This window comes from Acinetobacter sp. NPDC052428 (assembly GCF_044547685.1).
GTDB classification, from domain to species: domain Bacteria; phylum Pseudomonadota; class Gammaproteobacteria; order Pseudomonadales; family Moraxellaceae; genus Acinetobacter; species Acinetobacter lwoffii_G.
Genome location: NZ_JBIUAT010000011.1, coordinates 44,109 through 67,226, shown reverse-complemented (window position 1 = coordinate 67,226; position 23,118 = coordinate 44,109). Strand labels below are relative to the sequence as shown.

The 23,118-nt window shown below is 43.0% G+C and carries 16 protein-coding genes; 5 read left to right on the top strand and 11 right to left on the bottom strand.

Annotation, left to right across the window (positions count from 1 at the left end; all coding sequences use genetic code 11):
* Positions 1-57: 57 nt before the first annotated feature.
* Genes ACIG3F_RS08400 through ACIG3F_RS08390 form a run of 3 tightly spaced genes read right to left on the bottom strand, consistent with a single transcriptional unit; the run spans position 58 to position 3,591 of the window.
* A complete protein-coding gene (locus ACIG3F_RS08400) occupies positions 58-1,269 on the bottom strand; it encodes a 3-oxoadipyl-CoA thiolase (RefSeq protein ID WP_396469809.1) in 1,212 nt (403 codons plus the stop codon).
* A 25-nt stretch (positions 1,270-1,294) separates the two neighbouring features.
* Complete coding sequence (locus ACIG3F_RS08395; protein WP_396469808.1) at positions 1,295-2,815, bottom strand: 3-hydroxyacyl-CoA dehydrogenase; 1,521 nt, start codon at positions 2,813-2,815, stop codon at positions 1,295-1,297.
* 2 nt (positions 2,816-2,817) lie between these two features.
* On the bottom strand, positions 2,818-3,591 hold the full coding sequence (locus ACIG3F_RS08390; RefSeq protein ID WP_005266393.1) for an enoyl-CoA hydratase: 774 nt from the start codon (positions 3,589-3,591) through the stop codon (positions 2,818-2,820).
* Positions 3,592-4,045: 454 nt separating this feature from the next.
* On the opposite strand from ACIG3F_RS08390, the gene ACIG3F_RS08385 reads away from it, so the two are divergent.
* The 3 genes from ACIG3F_RS08385 (at position 4,046) to ACIG3F_RS08375 (ending at position 7,944) form a co-directional block, all read left to right on the top strand.
* The gene (locus ACIG3F_RS08385) at positions 4,046-5,344 is read left to right on the top strand and encodes an MFS transporter (RefSeq protein ID WP_004280309.1); all 1,299 of its coding nucleotides are present in this window, start codon (positions 4,046-4,048) and stop codon (positions 5,342-5,344) included.
* Positions 5,345-5,461: 117 nt separating this feature from the next.
* Complete coding sequence (locus tag ACIG3F_RS08380) at positions 5,462-6,727, top strand: DcaP family trimeric outer membrane transporter (RefSeq protein ID WP_004646966.1); 1,266 nt, start codon at positions 5,462-5,464, stop codon at positions 6,725-6,727.
* Positions 6,728-6,744: 17 nt separating this feature from the next.
* Complete coding sequence (locus tag ACIG3F_RS08375) at positions 6,745-7,944, top strand: MFS transporter (protein WP_004646967.1); 1,200 nt, start codon at positions 6,745-6,747, stop codon at positions 7,942-7,944.
* 172 nt (positions 7,945-8,116) lie between these two features.
* Here the strand turns inward: ACIG3F_RS08375 and ACIG3F_RS08370 are convergent, their stop codons facing one another.
* The 6 genes from ACIG3F_RS08370 to ACIG3F_RS08345 form a co-directional block, all read right to left on the bottom strand.
* Positions 8,117-10,696, bottom strand: a complete 2,580-nt coding sequence (locus ACIG3F_RS08370; RefSeq protein ID WP_016806740.1) for an EAL domain-containing protein — start codon at positions 10,694-10,696, stop codon at positions 8,117-8,119.
* Positions 10,697-10,902: 206 nt separating this feature from the next.
* Complete coding sequence (locus ACIG3F_RS08365; protein WP_004646970.1) at positions 10,903-11,562, bottom strand: 3-oxoacid CoA-transferase subunit B; 660 nt, start codon at positions 11,560-11,562, stop codon at positions 10,903-10,905.
* The gene (locus ACIG3F_RS08360; RefSeq protein ID WP_004730985.1) at positions 11,562-12,233 is read right to left on the bottom strand and encodes a 3-oxoacid CoA-transferase subunit A; all 672 of its coding nucleotides are present in this window, start codon (positions 12,231-12,233) and stop codon (positions 11,562-11,564) included. Before ACIG3F_RS08360 ends, ACIG3F_RS08365 begins: the two co-directional genes overlap by 1 nt.
* Before the next feature lie 40 nt (positions 12,234-12,273).
* On the bottom strand, positions 12,274-13,554 hold the full coding sequence (locus ACIG3F_RS08355) for an MFS transporter (RefSeq protein ID WP_004646972.1): 1,281 nt from the start codon (positions 13,552-13,554) through the stop codon (positions 12,274-12,276).
* Positions 13,555-13,808: 254 nt separating this feature from the next.
* Positions 13,809-15,008 (bottom strand): acyl-CoA dehydrogenase, encoded by a 1,200-nt coding sequence (locus ACIG3F_RS08350; RefSeq protein ID WP_004646973.1) that lies wholly within the window; start codon positions 15,006-15,008, stop codon positions 13,809-13,811.
* A 31-nt stretch (positions 15,009-15,039) separates the two neighbouring features.
* Positions 15,040-16,194 (bottom strand): acyl-CoA dehydrogenase family protein, encoded by a 1,155-nt coding sequence (locus ACIG3F_RS08345; RefSeq protein WP_005096910.1) that lies wholly within the window; start codon positions 16,192-16,194, stop codon positions 15,040-15,042.
* Between the two features lie 503 nt (positions 16,195-16,697).
* Between ACIG3F_RS08345 and ACIG3F_RS08340 the strand changes: the two genes are divergently transcribed.
* Complete coding sequence (locus tag ACIG3F_RS08340) at positions 16,698-17,534, top strand: IclR family transcriptional regulator (protein ID WP_004280319.1); 837 nt, start codon at positions 16,698-16,700, stop codon at positions 17,532-17,534.
* A 225-nt stretch (positions 17,535-17,759) separates the two neighbouring features.
* Positions 17,760-19,472, top strand: coding sequence for a 4Fe-4S dicluster domain-containing protein (locus tag ACIG3F_RS08335; protein WP_396469807.1), 1,713 nt, complete (start codon positions 17,760-17,762; stop codon positions 19,470-19,472).
* 250 nt (positions 19,473-19,722) lie between these two features.
* On the opposite strand, the gene ACIG3F_RS08330 is transcribed toward ACIG3F_RS08335, so the two are convergent.
* Together ACIG3F_RS08330 and ACIG3F_RS08325 are read right to left on the bottom strand one after the other, a co-directional pair.
* Positions 19,723-21,930 (bottom strand): OsmC domain/YcaO domain-containing protein, encoded by a 2,208-nt coding sequence (locus ACIG3F_RS08330; protein ID WP_396469806.1) that lies wholly within the window; start codon positions 21,928-21,930, stop codon positions 19,723-19,725.
* 334 nt (positions 21,931-22,264) lie between these two features.
* Positions 22,265-23,035 carry a hypothetical protein gene (locus ACIG3F_RS08325; protein WP_396469805.1) on the bottom strand — a complete coding sequence of 257 codons (771 nt, stop codon included), beginning with the start codon at positions 23,033-23,035 and terminating at the stop codon, positions 22,265-22,267.
* Between the last annotated feature and the right edge of the window lie 83 nt (positions 23,036-23,118).

Sequence of the window (23,118 nt, the reverse complement as noted above, 5' to 3'; positions counted from 1 at the left end):
CAATAAAAAATGCCTGCATATCACATATACATGGCATTTAGGTGATGACTAAAACTGTTAGGCAGCTTCAGGGTTTTCAATCACCATCGCCAGCCCTTGCCCCAGACCGATACACAGACTGATCACGGCATATTTTTTACCGGTACGCTGTAACTGACGTGCAACGGTTAAAGCCAAACGCGCACCCGAACAGCCCAGTGGATGACCAATGGCAATCGCACCACCATTTGGATTGACACGCGGGTCATCCAAAGCGACATCCAGACCTTTCAGGCAAGATAATACCTGACTGGCAAAGGCTTCATTAATCTCGATGACATCCATATCATCTAGCGTCAAACCAGCACGTTGTACTGCCTTTTTAATTGCTTCAATTGGGCCTGCACCCATGATGCGTGGCTCAATGCCAGCGGCTGCAGAAGACAGGATACGAGCTAAAGGTTTTAAGCCATACTGTTCCTGCACTTTTTCACTGCCGATAATCAGTGCTGCAGCGCCGTCATTGATACCTGATGCATTACCCGCTGTTACTACACCACCTTCAAATAGCGGTTTTAACTTGGATAAAGCTTCAAATGTTGAAGAAGCACGCGGATGTTCATCTTCTGTGACTTGTTTAGGCGGTAATTTGCGTCCTTGAGAAACTTCAATCGGGGTAATTTCACCTGCAAAGAAACCTGCTTCTTTCGCTGCCTGATATTTTGCCTGTGATGCAGCAGCAAAGGTATCAGCCTGCTCACGCGTAATGCCAAACTCTTCAGCCACGTTATCACCTGTTTCAGGCATGCTGTGCGCGCCAAACTGATCTGTGAATTTATGGTTCGGGAAACGGGTACCAATCGTGGTGTCATAAATTTTGGCATCACGTGAATAAGCACTTTCTGCTTTGCCCATCACAAAAGGCGCGCGGGTCATACTTTCTACGCCACCAGCAATGTACAACTCGCCTTCGCCTGCAGTAATGGCACGTGCCGAATCAATCACAGCACCGAGACCTGATGCACATAAGCGGTTTACCGTCTGACCTGGAACTGTTACCGGCATACCTGCTAACAATGCTGCAAAACGTGCCACATTACGGCTGTCTTCACCGGCCTGATTGGTACTCCCAAAGATTACATCTTCTACATCTGCTGCCGGAATACCGGTTTTTTCCAGCAGGTTTTTAATTACGGTCGCTGCCAGATCATCTGGACGTACGCTTGCCAGACTGCCTGCATGGCGACCGATTGGCGAACGTAAACCATCATAAATATATGCATTTAACATGAGTGTTATTCCTTTAACTTTCTAATTAATGTGTTGTATGAACAAGTGGTAGACCAAGCTGAACGCGGCGACGCAACCAAGGACTTGGACGGTAACGCTGGTCACGGGTAATCGCAGTCATACGATCCAGAATTTTTAGAATTTTTTCAGCTCCCAGCACATCCCCCCATTCAATTGGACCATATGGATAGCCAAGGCCTAATTTCACCGCGATGTTGATATCTTCCACCGTTGCAACGCCTTGCTGGGCAATATCACAGCCGAGATTCACAATCATTGCCAAAGCACGTTGAGCCACAAAGCCGACGCTTTCCTGAATTACACTGGCGGTCACACCATCCAGATTGAAAATCGATTGGGCTGCTTTTACCAGCTCAGGTTGGGTGACAAAAGTTGGCATCAAGGTACGGTGTTTGTTCAGACCATATAGCAGATCGATACACACCACTTGCTGAGGTGCCAGCTGATAACGGACAGCGGCTGAAGTTGCATCTTCACCATAAGTGGCAATCAGGATTAAAGCCTCTGCTGAAGGTGTCTCAGTTTGCTCAATCTGGATATTGAACTGCTGCAGATATTGCTCAAGTGCCTGACGGTCTTCGTCATATTCGGTGCCTAGCCAGACTGATGGATATTGACTTAACTTTTCAACCAATGCTGGAGCAACATCACCTTCTTTGCTACCCGAAGTGTAATCATAGAAACCTTTACCGGTTTTACGACCTAACTGCTTGGCAATAAAACGCTGACGGGTAATCACGCTTGGACGGTAACGTGCTTCTTCATAATACTGATGATAAATCGATTCACTCACCGGGTGCGAGACATCCATACCGGTCAGATCACCTAATTCAAACGGCCCCATTTTGAAACCGATTCCGTCACGGTAGATCCTGTCAATATCATAAAATGGTGTGACATTTTCATTCAAAATTGCATAGGCTTCGCTACCAAAGGCACGGCCGGCATGGTTAATGATAAATCCTGGAGTATCTTTAGCTTTGACCGGACGATGACCCATTTTTGTAGAGAGCTGGGTTAATGCTTCAACAATATCTGCACGGGTATTAAAGCCTTCAATCACTTCGACTACTTTCATGAGTGGGACCGGATTAAAGAAGTGATAACCGGCAACACGCTCTGGCTGACTGCAATTGGCAGCAATTGCACTGATCGACAGCGAAGACGTATTAGATGCCAGAATCGCTTCTGGTTTTATAATTCCTTCAAGCTGCTGCATCAGTTTTTGCTTGATTTCCAGATTTTCAATAATCGCTTCAACAATCAAGTCACAATCTTTCAAGTCTTCTAGCTGCTGCGCAGTCGACAGATGAGCAAGATCTTCAGCAGCTTTTTCATGGCTAAATTTACCTTTATCAGCCAGGGTATTTAATGTTTTAGCCAGCTTTTCCTGTGCCTGTTCAGCAGCACCCGCTTTGGCATCAAACAACACGACATTATGGCCGGACTGAATCGCGATCTGGGCAATGCCCGCACCCATCGTGCCTACGCCAATAATACCGATTTTCTGAATTTGAATGCTCATGCTTATCGTCCCTGATAATTTGGTTTACGTTTTTCAATAAAGGCTTGCATACCTTCTTTTTGATCTTCTGAAGAAAACAGCATCTGGAAAGATTTACGTTCCAGCATTAATCCGGCATTTAATGGCACATCTTCAGCCAGTAAAGCCACTTCCTTGATTTGTTCAAGCGCAATTGGCGGCATTTTTGCCAGACCTTCAGCCATCTTGATTGCTGTTGCAAGGGTTTCGCTGTCTTCAGTCACCTGGGACACCAGACCAATTTGATAGGCTTCCGGTGCAGGTACCAGACAACCGGTCATGATCATGCGCATGGCATGAAATTTGCCAACTGCACGGAATAAACGCTGTGTACCACCAGCACCCGGCATTACCCCTACTTTGACTTCAGGCTGACCGAACTGGGCACTTTTTCCGGCAATGATAATGTCTGCATGCATCGCCAGTTCACAACCGCCGCCCAATGCATAACCGTTTACTGCTGCAATCACCGGCTTTGAACACTGTGCAATGGCTTGCCAGTAACGCTCAGTACGACGCTGCATCATTTGAATGGTTTCTGCATTGGCCAGTTCTTTAAGATCGGCTCCTGCTGCGAAATCTGTTTCACCACCCGTAAGAATAATGGCACGGACATTTTCATCATCATTCAGTTGCAAAAAAGCCGCCGCAAGTTTCTGGCGAACTTCTGTATTCAGGGCATTTTTCGCTTCTGGTCGATGAATTTTAACCATCGCTACATGTGCTGAAACTTGTTCTACTTGAACTACCTGTTCCATTAAAATCTCCATTTATTTTGTATAGCGAAATTTTATTTTATATAAAACTAAGGTTTCTCAAGCTATAAATCAAGGATTTTTAACTCCAGAATGCAAAAAAGTTATTTTTTACTAAAAATAGAGTAAAAACTCTTGTTCATCTGGTTATTTTATGATTAATTGATTTCGCAATACGGAATTAATTATTTTAAACGCAATCTGATTATTCATTTAAATGAATAATCGCCATAAGGCTGAACTTAAAGTTAATTTACGAAATCAAATTTTCCAGCAATGAGATGATTTTGATTTAGCGTAAAGCATGAAAAATCGAATGTAGCCTGATAATAAATGCAGCGGCTGTTGTGTGTAGAGCAAGTCTGTTAAATCAGGAAAACTATGTTTCCGTGAGGAAGAAAAATGGATTTAGCGGTAGCAGAGGAAATGCTACTTTGAATATATAGAGGATATAAGAATGACAAGCGATACCATCGTAACAGGAGACAATAAAACCGATGTCTCCTCCACGGATACCATTAAACAGGCACCAAAACGTCTTTGGATGACGGCTTTTATCTTTGCTTTTCTGATTTTGCTCTGTGACGGTGCAGATATCGGGATTCTGGCTTTTAGTCTGACCAGTCTGAAAGCTGAATGGGGCCTGACTTCTGTACAGGCGGGTGCCTTGGGAAGTTATTCTCTTTTAGGTATGGGGATCGGAGGCTTTATTGGTGGATGGGCATGCGACAAATTTGGACGTGTCCGCGTCATTGTACTGGCCACCATCGCCTTCTCGATCTTGTCAGCCTACTCAGGTTTTGCTCAGTCTTATACTGAATTTGCAATTTTACGTACTCTTTCTTGCTTGGGTTTAGGCTGTTTATATATTGCCTGTAATACTCTGATGTCAGAATACGTACCGACCAAATACCGTACTACTGTACTGGCAACATTGATGACTGGTTTCACTTTAGGTTCATTGGTGATTACCATGATTTCAGGCTGGATTATTCCTGAGTTCGGCTGGCGTATGCTGTACTGGATCACAATTGCTCCATTAGCTTTGGGTATCCTGATGCACTTTATGGTGCCAGAGCCAGAATCATGGAAACGTGTCCGTGAAATGAAAAGAACTGGTCAGATTGTGGATAACGATACCAAAAAAGGTAATCCATACATCACCATTCTTAAAGATAAAACTCATGGCAAGATGTTCATCTTGTGGTCTTTCAGCTCCGGTTTCCTGTTATTTGGTTACTTCGGTGTAAGTAACTGGTTGCCAAGTTATCTTGAAGCTGAATTAGGCATTAAGTTTAAAGAAATGGCACTGTATATGGTGGGTACATTCATCACCATGATTTTTGCCAAAATCATTGCAGGTTATGTTGCTGATAAAATTGGTCGCCGTATTGTGTTTGCTTTCGGCACCATGGGAACAGCGCTATTTATCCCTGTCGTGGTGTATATGCATAATGCCGATAACATTGGCGTACTGATGCTAATCTTCGGCTTCCTGTACGGTATTCCATATGCCATCAATGCAACCTATCTAACCGAAAGTTTCCCGACTGGTGTTCGTGGTACAGCGGTGGGCGGTGCATTCAATATTGGTCGTATCGGTGCAATCTTTGCGCCAATTACGATTGGTTATCTGGCGATGCATGGTTCGATCGGTACAGGTCTGTTGGTAATGGGTGCAGCATATTTCCTATGCGGTTTGATTCCTGCCCTGTTTATTAAAGACCGTTTATACGATCCGCAAAAAGCAGAATAAACCCTACTTCGGAAGGCAGGTCAAATCGCTGCCTTCCTCACTTCAAATATTTACAACACGTCAGTATAGAAAGGTCTCCTTTCATTCAGGATTAAAAATTTCTTTAGGGATTAAGAAATGAAAAAATTAGTTTTAGCGACATTATGTGGTATTGCTTCAGCACAGGCATTTTCAGCAGAAGCTTCTGAAGACCGTATGCAATTTCTTGAGTCACAGTTAAAGCAAATCCAGGCAGAACTAGAACAACAAAAAGCCGCGCAACTTGCATTAAAGAACCAGCAGGAACAAGCCAAAGCGCAAGACTCTAAAACGCTGAGTTCAATGGTAGATAATGTCGATGTTTATGGCTTGATCCGCTTTGATGGTGCAGTCGATTTCAAAAGTACTACTGAAGCCCGTGGCCGTACCATTAACCAGATTAATAAAGTACCTTTTACTGAACCGGATTCTGTACGTTCCGATTTTACTGCGGCTGCCAGCCGGATTGGTTTCCTGGCCAAAGATCTAGGAGGCAATCCGAATGTTTCTGCTCGTTTAGAAGCCGACTTCTGGACCAACAATGGTAAAGGCGATGGTGGATTACGTATCCGTCATGCACACTTAAAATACTATAACTGGACGTTTGGTCAGGCCTGGTCATTGATGTCAACACCAGAGATTAGCACTGAAGCTGTCGACTACAGCTTGTTCCTGGGTGGATCAGTCTTACGTACACCTCAGGTGAGCTATGCTTTCAAACTTGATCCGGAAAATACCTGGAATGTCGGTCTGGAGTACATGGCCGGTGGCGATCGTTCTTCTGCCTTACCTGCCTTAAGCACTAAATATGTTCATCAATCAGGCCCTCTTCATTTATTAGCTCAAGGCTTTGTCAATCAAAAGCAAGCGCAAACAGATACAGGTGATATTGAAAAAGTTGGCTGGGGTGTGGGCGTTGGTGGACGTTACCGTTTAGATGATCAAAACTCAATTCAGGGGAACTATTTCCATATGGTCGGTGATCAGCGTATTGCAGCTTTCTTGACTCAAGGTTCAACAACCGATGGTGCTGCCTGGGGTGGCGATTATTCAGTCGATCCAATCAATAATGAACTTTTATTGAATGAGTTCAATAGTATAAATATTGGCTTCACGCATAAATTTACGCCGAAACTACGTAGTAGTATTAATGCCAGCGTGGTTGATTTTGATGATTCTAGCGATTATGCCAAAGCCAATCCGGAAACCAATAAGCGCTTAACCGACTATGTGGCTAACGTGATCTATTCTCCTGTTCCAAAGATTAATTTGGGTGCAGAATATCATCATGGCAAGCGTGAAACCTTTGACAATAAGGAAGCAGATATTTCGCGTATCAACCTCTCTGCCAACTATAGTTTTTAAAGCCTCAGGAGACAAGGATGTCAGCCCAAGGGCAAATTTCACGCCGTTTCATGTTCATGATGGCAATGACCTGCGCACTCTGCGCAGGTTGTAACTATTTTAACCAGCCCTTGATTTATTCTATTGCAGAGGATCTGCAGATCAGTGTGGCTCAGTCTGGCTGGACTGTAGTACTGACCCAGATTGGCTATGCCACCGGATTATTTTTGTTTGTCCCTTTGGGTGACTTGTTCGAAAAACGGTTGTATATCTGCAGTTTGATGTTCTGTACCGGATTGGCGCTTATTGGGCTTTCAGCCAGTACCAATCTGCATATGTTGTATGGCTTTACCCTGCTCGCCTCTTTTTGTTCGATCACCACCCAGATTCTGATTCCTTTTGCCGCCAGCCTGTCGCAGCGTGATAAAAGTGCCGAAGTCGTTGGCCTACTCATGAGTGGTGTTCTGGTCGGCATTCTGTTTGCCCGTACCGTGGCCGGACTGATTTCTACTTTATGGTCCTGGCATGCGGTGTACTTGTTTAGTGGTTGTGCAATTCTTCTGCTGAGTCTGGCCATGTGGTTCCAGTTACCAAGCGCTAAGAGCCAGTTGCAGATGAATATATTGCAAATTTATCGCTCACTATTTACCTTTGCACGCACAGAACCCATGCTGATCCGGCGTAGTATGATCGGAGGTTTGGGTTTTGGCATGCTGAGTATTATCTTTACTACCATGACTTTTATTCTGGCTGAAGCACCTTATCATTTTAATGATTTCCAGATTGGCCTCATGGGCATTGTGGGGGTGGTCGGCATCTGGTCCTCTCAGTGGACCGGTAAAATGATTGGCAGGCATCGGGAAAAATGGATTGCGCATCTGGCTACGTGCGGACTGATTCTGGCCTGGATTCCTTTATTCTTTGCCCAGAATTATTTATGGATTTATATCTTGGGCTTAATTCTGGCTTATTTTGGAATTTCCTGTTTGCATGTCTTGAACCAGAATCTGGTCTATCGAATTTCAATGCAGGCTCGCTCGCGGATTAATGCCATCTATATGACCTGTTATTTTTCAGGTGCCGGTCTGGGTGCATTTTTATCGCTGCATTTATGGAAAAGCTATGGCTGGTCTGCCTGCGTCATTTTAGGTTTTATTTTTGCCGTGTTGATCTTTTTGATTAACTATTATGATTTAAACCAAGAAAGAAATTTAGCCAATATTCAGCCTGAGCCTTAGATACTGTTAAAAACCTTTGGGGTTAAAAGCTTATTTTTTTATCCCGCTTTCTGTACCGAGCATAAATTATAGAGATGATACGCTGATAAAATAGAAAAATTCTTTAAGCCTGTTTAACGTTTCCTTTCTATCTGAAGAGCGGTTGAAAATATTGATATCTTAACTTTTAGAGTTAATTCAATTTACTATTTTCCATTGCGAGATAAACAGGCTTCAATTCAGTTAAAGGTGCAGGTTTTGCATAAAAGAAGCCTTGTAGCAGATCACAACCCTGTTGATAGAGTAAACTGGCTTGACTTACGGTTTCGACCCCTTCCGCGACAACTTCCAGATCCAGCTGATGGGCTAGATGAATAATCGATTGCACAATTGCAGCATCCTGACCATCGAGGGTCAGCTCTTCAATAAAACTACGGTCTAACTTGATTTGATTAATCGGCAAGCGACGCAGATAACTGAGACTCGAATAACCTGTGCCAAAGTCATCAATGGCGACCTGTACACCTAAAGCACGCACTGCTTTCAAAATTTCTATGGTTCGATCTGCACCATTAATGATGACACCTTCCGTGATTTCAATTTTAAGTAATTCCGGCGGTAATTGACTGAGTTCAAGTGCATGTTCAAGCACCTGCAAAAAGCCTGCTCTACGGAATTGCAAAGGAGAAATATTCACCGATACCGTGATCTGGCTATTGTGTGTCTTGTTCCACTCGGCAATATCTAAACAGGCCTTTTCCAATACCCATTGACCTACACTAATAATTTGCCCAGTTCTTTCTGCAAGTGGAATAAAAATCGCTGGGGAAATATAACCCTGCTGTGGATGGCACCAACGGATTAAAGCTTCTACACCTGTTACCAGTCCAGTTTCAGGATGAACCAGCGGCTGATAGAACAGGTCAAAATTTTCTTGATTGATCGCTTCCATGAGTTCCAGACGCAGATTGGTATAGTCTATTTCTGCGACAGGCTGCATTCTGGTTTTTTCATACCACTGCCACATATTACGACCTTGTCTTTTGGCTTCCTGCATCGCCAAAACAGACTGGTAGATCAATTCAGAAGAATGATGGATCGAACTGTCATCTGCCACAATACCAATACTGGCACTTAAATGTATTTTGTACTGATCAACAATAAACAGCATGGAAAGAAGATCAAGAATTTCTCCGGCGATCGCCTCGACTTCAGTATGCTCATCTGTCCCTGAGAGCAGCAAAATAAATTCATCTTCAGCGAAGCGGCATAGCACATTATTGCCTTGAACAAATTTTTGCAGCCGCTCGCCTACAATTTTGAGAATCTGGTCACCCACCAGATGACCTAAGCTGTCATTGATATTTTTAAAATCATCCAGATCTATATACAGCAAGACTAAAGGTTGTGAGCTCTCGTGCTGTGCTTCAAAAATATTTTCCAGAATCTGTTTGAATGCATACTGGTTCGGTAAACCGGTTAAATGGTCATGGGTATGCTGATGCTGAATATATTCTTCGTGAATACGTTGCTGGGTAATATCTTCCTGAATCCCCAAAAAATGGGTGCAGGTTCCTGTCTGGTCAAAAATAGGACCTATAGTTAAACGATTCCAGAACCAGCTACCATCTTTACAGTAACTTTTTATAGTCACCTGAATTTCTTTTTGTTCTTTGACCGCTTGCTTGAGTAATGCAATCTGATCCGGATCAGTATCTGGACCCTGTAAGAAAAAACAGCTTTGTCCTAATACTTCTGCTGCTGTATAACCGGTGAGCTTTAGAAAAGCCGGATTTACATACACCATTAGCCTTTCTTCAGAGACATCGGTAATAAAAAGACTATTCGGACTGGCCTCTACCCCCCGTTTTAATAATCGTAGAGACTCCTTGTTTTCACGCGATACAGTAATATCTCGGGCAATGCCAATAATACCGGTGACTTTCTGATTTTGAATAATCGGTAAATTGGTCAGATCCAGCCATAAGATATCGCCTGCAACATTATAAATTGGAAGTTCATAATGTTGAGATTTACCTTGCGCCGCTTCTGAAAATGAAACGTTAGCAAGTTCATGGAATTCGGGCGGTATGAAGGCACAATAGTGCTGACCATGAATTTGCGCTTTAGAAAAACCTGTAATTTCTTCGCAAGCAATATTGGTATTAAGCACATGTCCCTGTAGGTCAAGTTCAAAAATAATATCTGGATGATAGGTATAAAATGAGCTGTATTTTTCATTAAGCTCATGTCTTTTTTGGCGTTCCTGATCAAGCTCAATTGCCAGAGCAACTAATTTTGCCGCTTGTTGTAAAAGCTGAATATGATGCTCAGTCGGTATTTTTGGTGTTCGATAATAGGTAGCAAACGTTCCGTACAGAATATCTGAAGCATTAATAATCGGCATAGACCAGCAGCTAGACAATTTTTCTGCATTTACCAAAGCACGATAAGGCTGCCAGTTTGGGTCTTTCATTAAATTCGGACTAATAACCAACTGACGTAAGAAAGCAGCTACGCCACACGATCCTTGATTTGGCCCAATTTTCAAATCTTGAATAGCATTACAGTACTCTTTTGAGAAGTGTTGTTTACCACTTATGATATTTAAAGTTTGTGTGTCATCCTTATAGAGCATAATGGTGACAAGCGCATCTGGAATACGCGATTCAAGCCACTGGCTAATGACATCGAGGATAGGTTTAAGTTCAGTATGGCGACCAATCAAATTAAAAATATGAAAAATTTCTTGATCATCACAATTATTATTCATTCAGACTATCACCTTCCTTAGCTTGTTAACATTTTAGACTTATTATTCAAATAATCATTAGCAAAAGTTTGTATTTATATCTTTAAAATGCGGAAATATGGTCAATATTACGTGTATTTGATAATAATTCTAAAATTTAAAAATCACAGCCGAAGCTGTGATCTAAAACTATACTTTTACTCAATCAGAATATTGCGGACTTATTTTTAGGCTGCTTGTTGACGACTGTCCACTAATTTACAGCCAGTCTGCCGTTGCAATTCTTCAAAACTTAAACCATCCACTATTTCAATAACCTGAGCCTGGTTGTCTTTTAATTCAATCACACAGAGATCGGTATAAATACGGTTGACACAATGTTTACCTGTTAGAGGATAAGTCAGTTCTTCAACAATTTTTGCTTCACCGTTTTTAGTCACATGTTCCATGCAAACATAAACACAGCGAGCACCCACCGCCAGATCCATCGCACCGCCTACAGCAGGTACAGCATCAGCATTACCGGTATGCCAGTTCGCCAAATCACCATTAATAGCCACCTGGAAAGCCCCCATGATACAGATATCCAGATGCCCGCCTCGCATGATATCGAAAGAGTCGGCAGAATTCATAAAACTGCCACCTTGCAACATGCTTACGAGTTCTTTGCCGGCGTTAATCAGATCATCATCTGCCTGTTCAGGATCACTCAATGCAGCAAAACCTAAAACGCCATTTTCCGAGTGTAGAATTACTCCTTGTTCAGGTTTTAAATAACCTGCTACGCGTGTCGGTAAACCAATACCCAAATTTACAAAAGAGCCGGTTGGAATGTCTTGTGCAACTTTAGCTACAATCTGTTCACGACTACGTTTTTGAATATTCATTATTTAATATCTCCAACCTTGACCACATGCTGTACAAAAATTCCTGGCGTTACAATGATCTCTGGATCAAGTTCTCCCAGTTCCACAACTTGATGGACTTGTGCAATGGTGGTTTTTGCTGCTTTGGCCATGATCGGACCAAAATTCCGTGCTGCCTTACGGTAGGTCAAGTTGCCCCACTGATCTGCCTGATTGGCATAAACCAAGGCATAATCAGCATGTATCGGATATTCCAGCACATAATCTTTTCCATTGATATTACGGGTTTCTTTACCCTCAGCTATTTTGGTACCAAAACCGGTTGGAGTAAAAACAGCTCCTAAGCCTGCACCGGCTGCCTGAATACGGCAGGCCAGATTGCCTTGTGGCACCAGTTCCAGCTCAACTTTTCCGGCTTTATACAGATCTTCAAAGACGGTTGAGTTATTGGCCCGTGGAAATGAACAGATCATTTTTTTAACCAGTCCAGACAACAGCAGATTGGTTAGACCACGATCTCCAGAAGCTGCATTGTTGTTAATAATGGTTAAGTCTCTAGGACCAAAGTCAATTAATGCTTCGATTAATTCTACCGGCTGACCTGCCAGGCCAAAACCACTGGTCATAATGTGTGCACCATCAGGAATTTGCTTAAGTACCGTCTCGATATCCTGCGTGATTTTATTCATCATATTGCTTCCTAGCATGTTCTATCTATATTACGAGTGCAGATTAATCTGCCTTTTGTGGATCAAATAAGCGGTCTTTAATAAAGAAAGCGGGTATCAGGCCGCAAAGAAAATAGGCAATGCCCATAATCAGTAAGCCGGTACCAATTGAGCCTCCTTGAGCAAAATAGCCAATGGTAAGAGGTGCAAACACCGCACCCAGTCGGCCTACGTTATATGCCCCACCCACTGCTGTTCCACGCACTTTGGTGGAGAAGCTTTCTGTCATGTAAGTCGCATTAATACCGTATGGAATACCATAGAGAAAACCGAAAAATAACATCAGCCAGAGGATATTATCCGGCGTATTACCAAAGACAATCACAGGGATAAAAATTGCAGTACCCATAGTGCCGAAAGCAAATACCGCACGACGGCCAATCCGGTCAGCGATAAAACCAGCAATAACTTTGGTACACATCATGATCAGGAAAGTCCCGATCATATACATGGTCATTTCTTTAAACTTGATTCCCAGATCAGTCTCTAAATACGCCGGTAGCCAGTTGCTGACTCCATAATATCCAAACTGTAAAAATGCGGTACTGAAGGACCAGAGGATAAACATGCGACGGCTAAGTGCATCTTCAAAAATCATTTTAAAAGTATTTTTTGGTTTTTCCTGCAGAATACCACTGGCTTTTGCATCCAGGCGTGCTTTACGCGCATCTAACCAAGCTTTCGGCTCAGGCACCAAGAAGTACATCGCGAAGGCCAGTACAATTGGAATAATGGCAATATAATAGAGGTATCGCCAGCCAAATTCAGGCAATAGCCATCCAGCCAGAACAGTTGCGACCACCGAGCCTAAAGTCCAGCCAGTCATAAGCGTTGCCAATACTGTAGAGCGATATTTGGTGGGTACATACTCTGCCATGAGTGTGTTACAGGCAATATATAGAGCACCTAGTCCAATCGCAGATGTAAAGCGCAGCCATTTGAACTGATCATAACTTTCTACGAATCCTAACCAGAAGGTTAATGAAGAAAATAATGCAATGGCAATGACGATCACACGAACCCGGCCAAAACGGTCACAAGCCCAGCCACCAAAAAAACCGCCGATAGCCATGCCTGCAAGCGTCCAGCTCCCTAAGGCACCGGCCTGCATATTACTTAATGAAAACTCTTGTTTCAGACTGGTCAGACTGTAGGCTAATAACGCAATATCAGCACCATCAACCAATAATGCTAAAAATGAGAAAATAAAGGCCAGAATCCAGACTCTTTGCTTGGGTTCGTTTCCACCTTCCACTGGGTGTTGTTGTGAACTGATCGTATCCATAATGCTCTTTCTACTTTTCGGCACTCCTGTGCCTTTTTAAAACGCATATTTCACTTAATTATTTAGGTGAAATATAGAATATTCGCTGATCATTACCACGCTTTAGCAAGGTGGTATAAAATGATTTTCAAAGTTCTTGATAAATTTTCTCTGCAGAAATCACGTAGCAATACATTGAATGATGTGATTAAGCACAATTCTTAAACCCGTAAAACAATCTAGCCAGCAATGCTGGCTAGAAGTTGATGTCAGGTTTAGTTGCAAAAGGCTGCAATTCCGGTTTGTGCACGACCTAAAATCAGGGCATGTACATCATGGGTACCTTCATAGGTATTTACCACTTCCAGATTAACCAGATGACGGGCTACACCGAATTCATCGCTAATGCCATTTCCACCCATCATGTCACGGGCCAAACGGGCAATATCCAGTGCCTTGCCGCAGTTGTTGCGCTTGATCAGTGATGTACCTTCAACTGAAGCAATGCCTTCATCCTTCATGCGGCCAAAACGTAAAGCCACCTGCAAACCGAGTGCAATTTCAGTTTGCATATCTGCCAGTTTCTTCTGGATCAGCTGATTCGCAGCGAGTGGTCGACCAAACTGTTTACGGTCCATGGTGTATTGATGTGCGGTATGCCAGCAGAACTCTGCAGCTCCCATGGCACCCCAGGCAATCCCGTAACGTGCACTATTCAAGCAGGTAAAAGGTCCTTTTAAACCGCGAACTTCCGGAAATGCATTTTCTTCTGGAACAAAGACGTTATCCATTACAATTTCACCGGTGATTGAGGCACGTAGACCCACCTTGCCGTGAATCGTTGGAGCAGAAAGCCCTTCCCAGCCTTTTTCTAAAATAAAGCCACGAATGTCACCGATATTACCTTCGGCAGAAACTTCTTTGGCCCAAACTACAAATACATCGGCAATCGGACTATTGGTAATCCACATTTTTGCGCCAGTTAAACGGTAACCACCCTCGACTTTTTTAGCACGGCTAATCATGCTGCCCGGATCCGAACCATGATCCGGCTCGGTCAAGCCGAAGCAACCAATATATTCACCGGTTGCTAATTTTGGTAAATACTTCTGCTTTTGCTCTTCAGAACCAAATTCATTAATGGGTACCATCACCAGAGAGCTTTGTACGCTGGCCATTGAACGGTAACCTGAATCGACACGTTCAACTTCACGAGCAATCAGACCATAACTGACATAATTTAAACCTGCACCGCCGTACTGTTCCGGAATGGTTGGACCGAGTAAACCCAGTTCTCCCATTTCACGGAAAATAGCCGGATCGGTTTTTTCATGACGGAACTGTTCCAGTACACGCGGCATCAGTTTGTCTTGACAGTACGCTGCCGCTGCATCGCGAATCATGCGCTCTTCTGATGTCAGTTGCTGTTCTATTAAAAACGGGTCTTGCCAATCAAATCTAATTTTTGTCGTCATTTTAATATTTCCTTATTTTAAAATTATGAGATTAGGCGGTTGCTTGTTTAATCATTTCACGCGCAATAATAATTTGCTGGATTTGTGTGGTTCCTTCATATAAACGGAACAGACGCACATCACGGTAGAAACGTTCAATTGAATATTCACTGATATAACCCGCTCCACCATGAATCTGCAAACAGCGATCAGCAACTCGACCACACATTTCAGTTGCAAACATTTTGGCACAAGAGGCTTCAGTCGTAACATTTTGGCCAGCATCACGTAGACGCGCAGCATCCAGCACCATACATTTGGCTGCATAAATCTCGGCTTTGGAGTCTGCCAACATACCTTGGATTAGCTGGAAATTCGCAATGGGCTGGCCAAACTGTTTGCGCTCCACTGCATAGTTGAGTGCGTCTTCCAACATACGCTCAGCCATGCCGACGCTATAACCAGCAATGTGCAGACGGCCCTTATCCAGAACGCGCATTGCTGTTTTAAAGCCGATCCCTTCTACACCGCCAATCAGCTGATCTTTATGCACTTTACAGTTATCAAAAATTACATCACAGGTATAGGAACCATGTTGGCCCATTTTCTTGTCAATTTTACCTAGGCTTAAACCAGGTGTACCTGCTTCAACTAGAAATGCTGAAATACCGCTCGCACCTTTAATCTCTTGATTGGTACGTGCCATCACGGTAAATGTCGTGGCACGTGGTGCATTGGTAATGAAGCGTTTAGTTCCGTTTAAAATATAATAATCGCCGTCTTTGACAGCGCTGGTTTTTAAAGCAGCAGCGTCTGAGCCGGAATCTGGTTCAGTCAAACAGAATGACCCGATAATTTCGCCCGTTGCATAACGCGGTAAATATTTCTGTTTTTGCTCTTCTGTACCATCAATTACAATGCCACTTGAGCCAATGCCGTTGTTAGTACCAATTAAAGAGCGAAAGGCAGCCGATGTATGACCTAATTCCATCGCCACCAGAATTTCTTCTTCCATGGTAATGCCTAAACCGCCATATTCTTCAGGAATCGTCAGGCCAAACAAGCCCAATTCTTTCATCTGTTCCACAATATGTTCAGGAATGGCGTTGTTCTCTTCTACTTCATGCTCAAGAGGCACCAGTTCATTTTTTACAAAATCGCGAATCGTTGACAGAAGTTGGTCTAGCATTTCCGGATCACGAATCATATGAATCTCCATGGATATAATTTAGGTAAATTCCTTTACCTTTATTTTTGTTTCGTATTACGAAATAAATAATCATAAAAAATCATTTTGAGCAAGTGAAATTATTAAAAATTTTATGTTTTAACTAAAAAATGAAATTTTTCTGGTATTCCAGTTGATTTGTGTTTAATATTTAATTTCACGATACGAAATATTTTGATGAATGATTGTTTTATTTATCAGTATTTTCAATAGATGATTAAACCTTTTTTCTTGCTGTAATACTTATCGATCACTGACTCTTTCGGAGAAATCGAAACTTTTTAAATGTGTTGGCTACGTATTAAACCTAAAAAACTAGATGATTTTTTTATCGTCTTTAAACTTGGGTAACAGGATTCTTTTCGACCACAAATAATTTCGGCACTTTTTCCTATATTTTATCTTTTGTAGAAGTGTTTTATTTTGTATCGTGAAATTATGTTGCTATCATATTCATTAATTTAACTTTAATTGCCCTGACCATGACAAAAAATAAAACTGGTGAAATTCCCAACTTTGATGAAATCCGTTTAGATCCGATTTCACATATTCATAGAGAAAATAATCCTCAATTTATTGCGTCTATTGCGCGTGGATTGGAAATCTTGCGTTGCTTTTCAGCGACCAATCAATTGCTTGGCAATCAGGAAATTGCACAATTAACCAACTTGCCTAAGCCGACTGTAGCGCGTATTACCAGCACTCTGGTTTCTTTAGGTTATTTAAAACAACTGCCGAATACCACGAAATATCTACTGGATGTTGGGGTATTGGCTTTAGGCTATGCAGCTTTGAGTAATATTTCTGCACGTACTCAGGCCTATCCATTTATGGAAGAAATGTCACGCTATTCCCAAGCCCCTGTGGCAATGGCTACCCGTGACCGTCTCAGCATGATTTATCTGGAAGTAGTACATACAGAATCGACACTGACTATGCGCCGCCCTGTCGGTTCGACTTTACCGATTCATAGTAGTGCCATGGGACGTGCCTGTCTGGCAGCGATGGATGTAAAGGAACGCGAATATTTATTTGACGCGATCAAGAAAAGAAACGAAGATCAATGGCCAACCATCAAGCGTAATCTGGAACGTGCAATCCGTGATTATCAGGATTATGGCTATTGTCTGTCTTTAGGTGACTGGGCAAAAGATGTGAATTCCGTGGCAGTTCCGTTGGTTCACCCCAAACATGGGATATTAACGTTTAACTGTGGTGCCCCAAGTTATCTGCTCAATCAGGAAAAACTGGAAAATGAAATTGGACCGCGTCTGATTCACATGGTGAATAATATTGCAATGAATCTCAATAACATATAAAAAAATTAATTATCAGAGCGACATTAAGTCGCTCTTTTTATTGAATACCCAATCTACACATCTTCTTCCTTTATCCAGAATTCTCAGCAAACCTTTTTAATGCTGCGAAATAGATAAGATTTAAAAAAGATAAAGTCCTATTTCAAATAAAAAGATCAAAAATAAGCTTCATAACCGATTTAGATAATGCTATAAATATCGTATAGCGAAATTGGATTTTATATTATGGAAGATATAACAAGAGAATCGATGGAGTTTGACGTCGTCATCGTAGGCGCAGGCCCTGCGGGTCTTTCTGCTGCGATCAAAATCCGTCAACTTGCAATTGAAAACAACTTAAACGATTTGTCCGTTTGTGTCGTAGAAAAAGGCTCCGAAGTCGGTGCGCATATTCTGTCTGGTGCTGTACTTGAACCGCGTGCCATAAACGAGCTGTTCCCGGACTGGAAAGAACAGGGTGCCCCGCTGAATGTCCCGGTGACTGAAGATAAAACCTTCTTCCTGCTGTCAGATGAAAAATCACAGGAAGCACCGCACTGGATGGTGCCTAAAACCATGCATAACGATGGCAACTATGTCATCTCGCTCGGCAACGTGGTGCGCTGGTTAGGCCAGAAAGCCGAAGAACTGGAAGTGTCGATCTTCCCGGGCTTTGCAGCCTCTGAGATTCTGTATCATGCCGATGGCACGGTAAAAGGCATTCAAACCGGTGATATGGGTATCGGTAAAGATGGCGAACCAACGCATAACTTTACTCCAGGTTATGAACTGCATGCCAAATACACCATTTTTGCTGAAGGCTGTCGTGGTCATTTAGGTAAGCGTTTAATCCAGAAGTTCAACCTAGACAAGGATGCGGATCCACAACATTACGGTATCGGGATTAAGGAACTTTGGGAAATCGATCCTGCCAAGCACAAACCGGGTCTGGTGATGCATGGTGCCGGTTGGCCACTTTCTGAAACCGGTTCTTCAGGTGGCTGGTGGTTGTACCATGCCGATAACAACCAGGTGACCTTGGGCATGATCGTGGATCTGTCTTACACCAACCCGCATATGTATCCATTCATGGAAATGCAGCGCTGGAAAACCCATCCGCTGATCAAGCAGTATCTGGAAGGTGGTAAGCGTATTTCTTATGGTGCCCGTGCTGTGACCAAAGGTGGTTTTAACTCACTACCAAAATTCACCTTCCCGGGTGGCTCTTTAATTGGTGATGATGCCGGCTTCCTGAACTTTGCCAAGATCAAAGGTTCTCATACAGCCATGAAATCCGGCATGCTCTGCGGTGAAGCGGTATTTGAAGCGATTGCTGCCGGTGTAGAAAAAGGCGGTGATCTGGCGGTGGCGCGTGTTGTAGAGGGTGAAGATTTCTTCGTGAAAGAACTCACGGCGTATATCGACAAGTTCAACAACAGCTGGCTAAAAGAAGAGCTGTATAACTCGCGTAACTTTGGCCCGGCAATGCACAAGTTCGGTCAATGGATCGGTGGTGCCTTTAACTTTATCGACCAGAACGTATTTAAAGTGCCTTTTACCTTGCATGATCTGGTTCAAGACCATGCTGCGCTAAAAACCCAGGCAGCTGAAAGCTTCAAGCCAAACTATCCAAAACCGGATGGCAAGCTGACCTTTGACCGTCTGTCTTCAGTGTTTGTATCGAATACCGTGCATGAAGAGAACCAGCCAGCACATTTGAAACTCACCGATGCTTCAATTCCGGTGGAAGTCAACCTGCCGACATGGGATGAGCCTGCACAGCGTTACTGCCCGGCGGGGGTCTATGAGATTATGGAAAATAATGACGGTTCGAAACGTTTCCAGATCAATGCAGCCAACTGTGTACACTGCAAGACCTGTGACATCAAGGATCCGTCCCAGAACATCACCTGGGTGACACCGGAAGGTGGTGGTGGTCCGAATTACCCGAATATGTAAGGTAATTCCTGTGAATGAGAAAAATACATCTATTTCTCACATTCATATACCCACTCTTGAAGCAGTTAGTATTAACACTTCACTTTAATTTTTTAGGTAATCCCAGTTCCCGAGGGAGCTGGGATTAATAAGTTAGAATAGAAATAATAGAAAAGATTGCATATAGGGTCAGAGATAAAAATGGCCTACTCGAAACCGAGTAAGCCATCTTTAAAATTTAAAACCAATGACGAAAAATTTTAGTCATTCATTAAGATTTTTGATTTGCTACAAACTTGGCGCGTGCTGCATGCAGTTTTTTATAGCTGTCAATTAAACGTAGATGACGGTCCAGCCCTTCAAGCTGCATGTTGGTTTCGGTCAAACCATAGAAACGAACTGTGCCTTCGATTGAACCGAGAACGGCATCCATACGGGCATCACCAAACATACGACGGAAGTTGTGTTCATAATCTTCCAGTTCCATTTCATCATCCAGAATGACTTCCAGAACGACATTCATGCACTGGTAGAACAAGCCACGTTCAACGGTATTGGTATTGAACTGCAGGAACTGCTCAACCAGATCTTTGGCTTCTTCAAATTGCTGCAAAGCCACATAAATTAGAAGTTTCAGTTCCAGAATCGTCAGTTGACCCCATTCAGTATTTTCATCGAACTCGATACCGATCAAGGTTTTGATTTCGGTATAGTCATCCTCATCTGCTTCTTCCAGACGCTCAACCAGTGCTTCCAGTTGTTCATTATCCAGACGGTGCAGATTCAGGATATCTTCACGGTAAAGCAAAGCCTTGTTGGTATTGTCCCAAACCAGATCTTCTACCAGATAAATTTCCGAATAGCCCGGTACCAGAATACGGCAAGCTGTTGCACCTAGATGCTGATACACCGCCATATAAACTTCATGGCCCATGTCTTCCAGAATTGTGAATAATTCCTGAGCTTCATCCGTATTCGAGTTTTGACCGTTATTAGTGAAATCCCACTCGACAAAATCATAATCTGATTTCGCGCTGAAGAAACGCCAAGACACCACACCGCTTGAGTCAATAAAATGTTCGACGAAGTTATTCGGTTCAGTTACTGCATTGCTGCTAAAAGTTGGTTTTGGCAGATCATTCAGACCTTCAAAACTACGGCCTTGTAAAAGTTCAGTCAGACTGCGTTCTAATGCTACTTCAAAGTTAGGATGGGCACCGAATGAGGCAAATACACCGCCGGTACGCGGGTTCATCAAGGTAACGCACATGACCGGGAACTGACCGCCTAGTGAAGCATCTTTGACCAGAACCGGGAAGCCCTGTTCTTCCAGACCTTTAATGCCTTCAACAATTTTTGGATATTTTGCCAGAACATGTTCAGGCACATCCGGTAGTGCCAGTTCACCTTCCAGAATTTCACGTTTTACCGCACGCTCAAAAATTTCAGACAGACATTGTACTTGCGCTTCAGCCAAGGTATTCCCGGCGCTCATCCCGTTACTTAAGTAAAGGTTTTCGATTAGATTTGATGGGAAATAAACGGTTTCACCATCAGATTGACGTACAAATGGCAGTGAGCAGATGCCACGTGCTTTATTACCAGAGTTGGTATCATAAAGATGGATACCCAATAATTCATCTTCAGGATCATAAATTTCACGGGTATGTTCATCTAAAACTTCTGCAGGTAGTTCGCCATTCGGACCTGGCTGGAACCATTTTTCATCTGGATAATGCACAAATTCGGCATTGGCAATATCCTCACCCCAGAACTGGTCGTTATAGAAGAAGTTGCAGTTCAGACGCTCAATAAATTCACCCAAAGCAGATGCCAGCGCACTTTCTTTTGTCGAACCTTTACCGTTGGTAAAGCACATTGGCGACTGCGCATCACGAATATGCAATGACCAGACATTCGGCACGATATTACGCCAAGACGCAATTTCAATCTTCATGCCAAGGCCTGCCAGAATGGCAGACATATTGGCAATGGTTTCTTCCAGCGGCAGGTCTTTACCTGGAATGAAAGTCGTATGATCAGAAGCCAGACTTGGCATCAATAAAGCTTGAGCATCCGCATCAATGCTTTCCACTTCTTCAATGACAAATTCAGGACCGGTTTGAATTACTTTCTTGACAGTACAACGATCAATCGAACGTAAAATCCCTTGGCGGTCTTTTTCAGAAATATCAGCCGGCAGTTCCACCTGAATTTTAAAAATCTGTTTATAGCGGTTTTCAGGATCAACAATATTGTTTTGCGAAAGGCGGATATTATCAGTCGGAATGTCACGTGCTGCGCAATAGACTTTGACAAAATAAGCCGCACAAAGTGCTGATGACGCCAGAAAATAATCGAATGGGCCGGGTGCCGAACCATCGCCTTTATAGCGGATCGGCTGATCGGCAATCACCGTGAAGTCATCGAACTTGGCTTCCTGGCGAAGATTATCGAGATAATTGACCTTAATTTCCATGTGGATACCTAAATATTCTTATGTGCCGTCACGGACAGATAAGATGCTGAATCTGAATATACAAGCCGGTTCACGGAGGAGAACTTGAATGAAAAATAGAAAATGGTCAGGTTATACCATTTGACGAAGTGTCTGGATAACGCTGCCGAGAATGGGCGCTATTATAGAATTATTTTATGAAATTGATAATATTTGTCTGAAATTCTGGCAGATTAAACCAGATCCTCAGTCTTTCCTGAGCTGCCGGAGCATGAATCAACTTCAAGTCATGGCTTATACTATTAATCAAAGTTGCAGATAAGGCAGATTTTCACCTGCCTAGTCTGAGATAACTTTAGAAATCATAACTCAGTGCAAATACTGCAAGATTACGCTGCTTGTCATCATAGCGGTCATAACCGCCAAAGATATATTCACCTGACACACTCAACTGCGGTAAAAGCGCATAATTGAGTCCGGCAGAAGCATAACGAAAGGCAAACTGCTTTTCGGTATCGCCCAGTTCACCGCCTTCGTATTTGCCTTCATCGTTAAAATAGCTTCCCGCTGCCGTAACGCTGGCATTCAGGCGATCATTCAACTGATGATTCAGGTTAAGCGTATAAAAAGTATCGCCCTGATTGGCATAAGCCACATCATACAGATAGGTCGATATGCTGGCCCCGATACTGGTCTGATCATTCACTGCACGACTGACATTTAAACCCAGCTCATTTCCAGTGGTCTTCTTACCGCCCGGATAATAATAGGTTGCGTTCCATAGATCCCAATCATAATTTTCGCTGCTATGGGTATAACCCAGCAGAAAGTCATGCTCGAATTTGTCTGAACGATGTCCCGGACGCCCCTGTACTTCGGCATAAGAGTATCCAAGCGTAGATCCCCAATATCCGACATAAAAATTACCATAAGCCAGATTCAATGCAGCCTGTACAGCAACGTCGTCATTTTCAGGTGCATTGGTCAAACCGCGGGAGACGTATTTGGAGACCACACTCAAGTTTCCGCTTGCTTTTATTTGTTTTACTTCCGCATCATCAGCATAACAGTAAAAACTTGAAACAGCAGCACAGCCAAACAGCACTGTTTGATTGAATATTTTCATAAAATATAAAATGTATTAAGCAAAGCGGAGATAAAACCGAAAGCAGTCGAGGTTTTATCTCCGCTTTGGGACAAAATTGAAAT

Coding starts and splice junctions, on each gene's coding strand:
- ACIG3F_RS08400 (WP_396469809.1), bottom strand. CDS start 1,269: ATGTTAAATGCATATATTTATGATGGTTTACGTTCGCCAATCGGTCGC.
- ACIG3F_RS08395 (WP_396469808.1), bottom strand. CDS start 2,815: ATGAGCATTCAAATTCAGAAAATCGGTATTATTGGCGTAGGCACGATG.
- ACIG3F_RS08390 (WP_005266393.1), bottom strand. CDS start 3,591: ATGGAACAGGTAGTTCAAGTAGAACAAGTTTCAGCACATGTAGCGATG.
- ACIG3F_RS08385 (WP_004280309.1), top strand. CDS start 4,046: ATGACAAGCGATACCATCGTAACAGGAGACAATAAAACCGATGTCTCC.
- ACIG3F_RS08380 (WP_004646966.1), top strand. CDS start 5,462: ATGAAAAAATTAGTTTTAGCGACATTATGTGGTATTGCTTCAGCACAG.
- ACIG3F_RS08375 (WP_004646967.1), top strand. CDS start 6,745: ATGTCAGCCCAAGGGCAAATTTCACGCCGTTTCATGTTCATGATGGCA.
- ACIG3F_RS08370 (WP_016806740.1), bottom strand. CDS start 10,696: ATGAATAATAATTGTGATGATCAAGAAATTTTTCATATTTTTAATTTG.
- ACIG3F_RS08365 (WP_004646970.1), bottom strand. CDS start 11,562: ATGAATATTCAAAAACGTAGTCGTGAACAGATTGTAGCTAAAGTTGCA.
- ACIG3F_RS08360 (WP_004730985.1), bottom strand. CDS start 12,233: ATGATGAATAAAATCACGCAGGATATCGAGACGGTACTTAAGCAAATT.
- ACIG3F_RS08355 (WP_004646972.1), bottom strand. CDS start 13,554: ATGGATACGATCAGTTCACAACAACACCCAGTGGAAGGTGGAAACGAA.
- ACIG3F_RS08350 (WP_004646973.1), bottom strand. CDS start 15,008: ATGACGACAAAAATTAGATTTGATTGGCAAGACCCGTTTTTAATAGAA.
- ACIG3F_RS08345 (WP_005096910.1), bottom strand. CDS start 16,194: ATGATTCGTGATCCGGAAATGCTAGACCAACTTCTGTCAACGATTCGC.
- ACIG3F_RS08340 (WP_004280319.1), top strand. CDS start 16,698: ATGACAAAAAATAAAACTGGTGAAATTCCCAACTTTGATGAAATCCGT.
- ACIG3F_RS08335 (WP_396469807.1), top strand. CDS start 17,760: ATGGAAGATATAACAAGAGAATCGATGGAGTTTGACGTCGTCATCGTA.
- ACIG3F_RS08330 (WP_396469806.1), bottom strand. CDS start 21,930: ATGGAAATTAAGGTCAATTATCTCGATAATCTTCGCCAGGAAGCCAAG.
- ACIG3F_RS08325 (WP_396469805.1), bottom strand. CDS start 23,035: ATGAAAATATTCAATCAAACAGTGCTGTTTGGCTGTGCTGCTGTTTCA.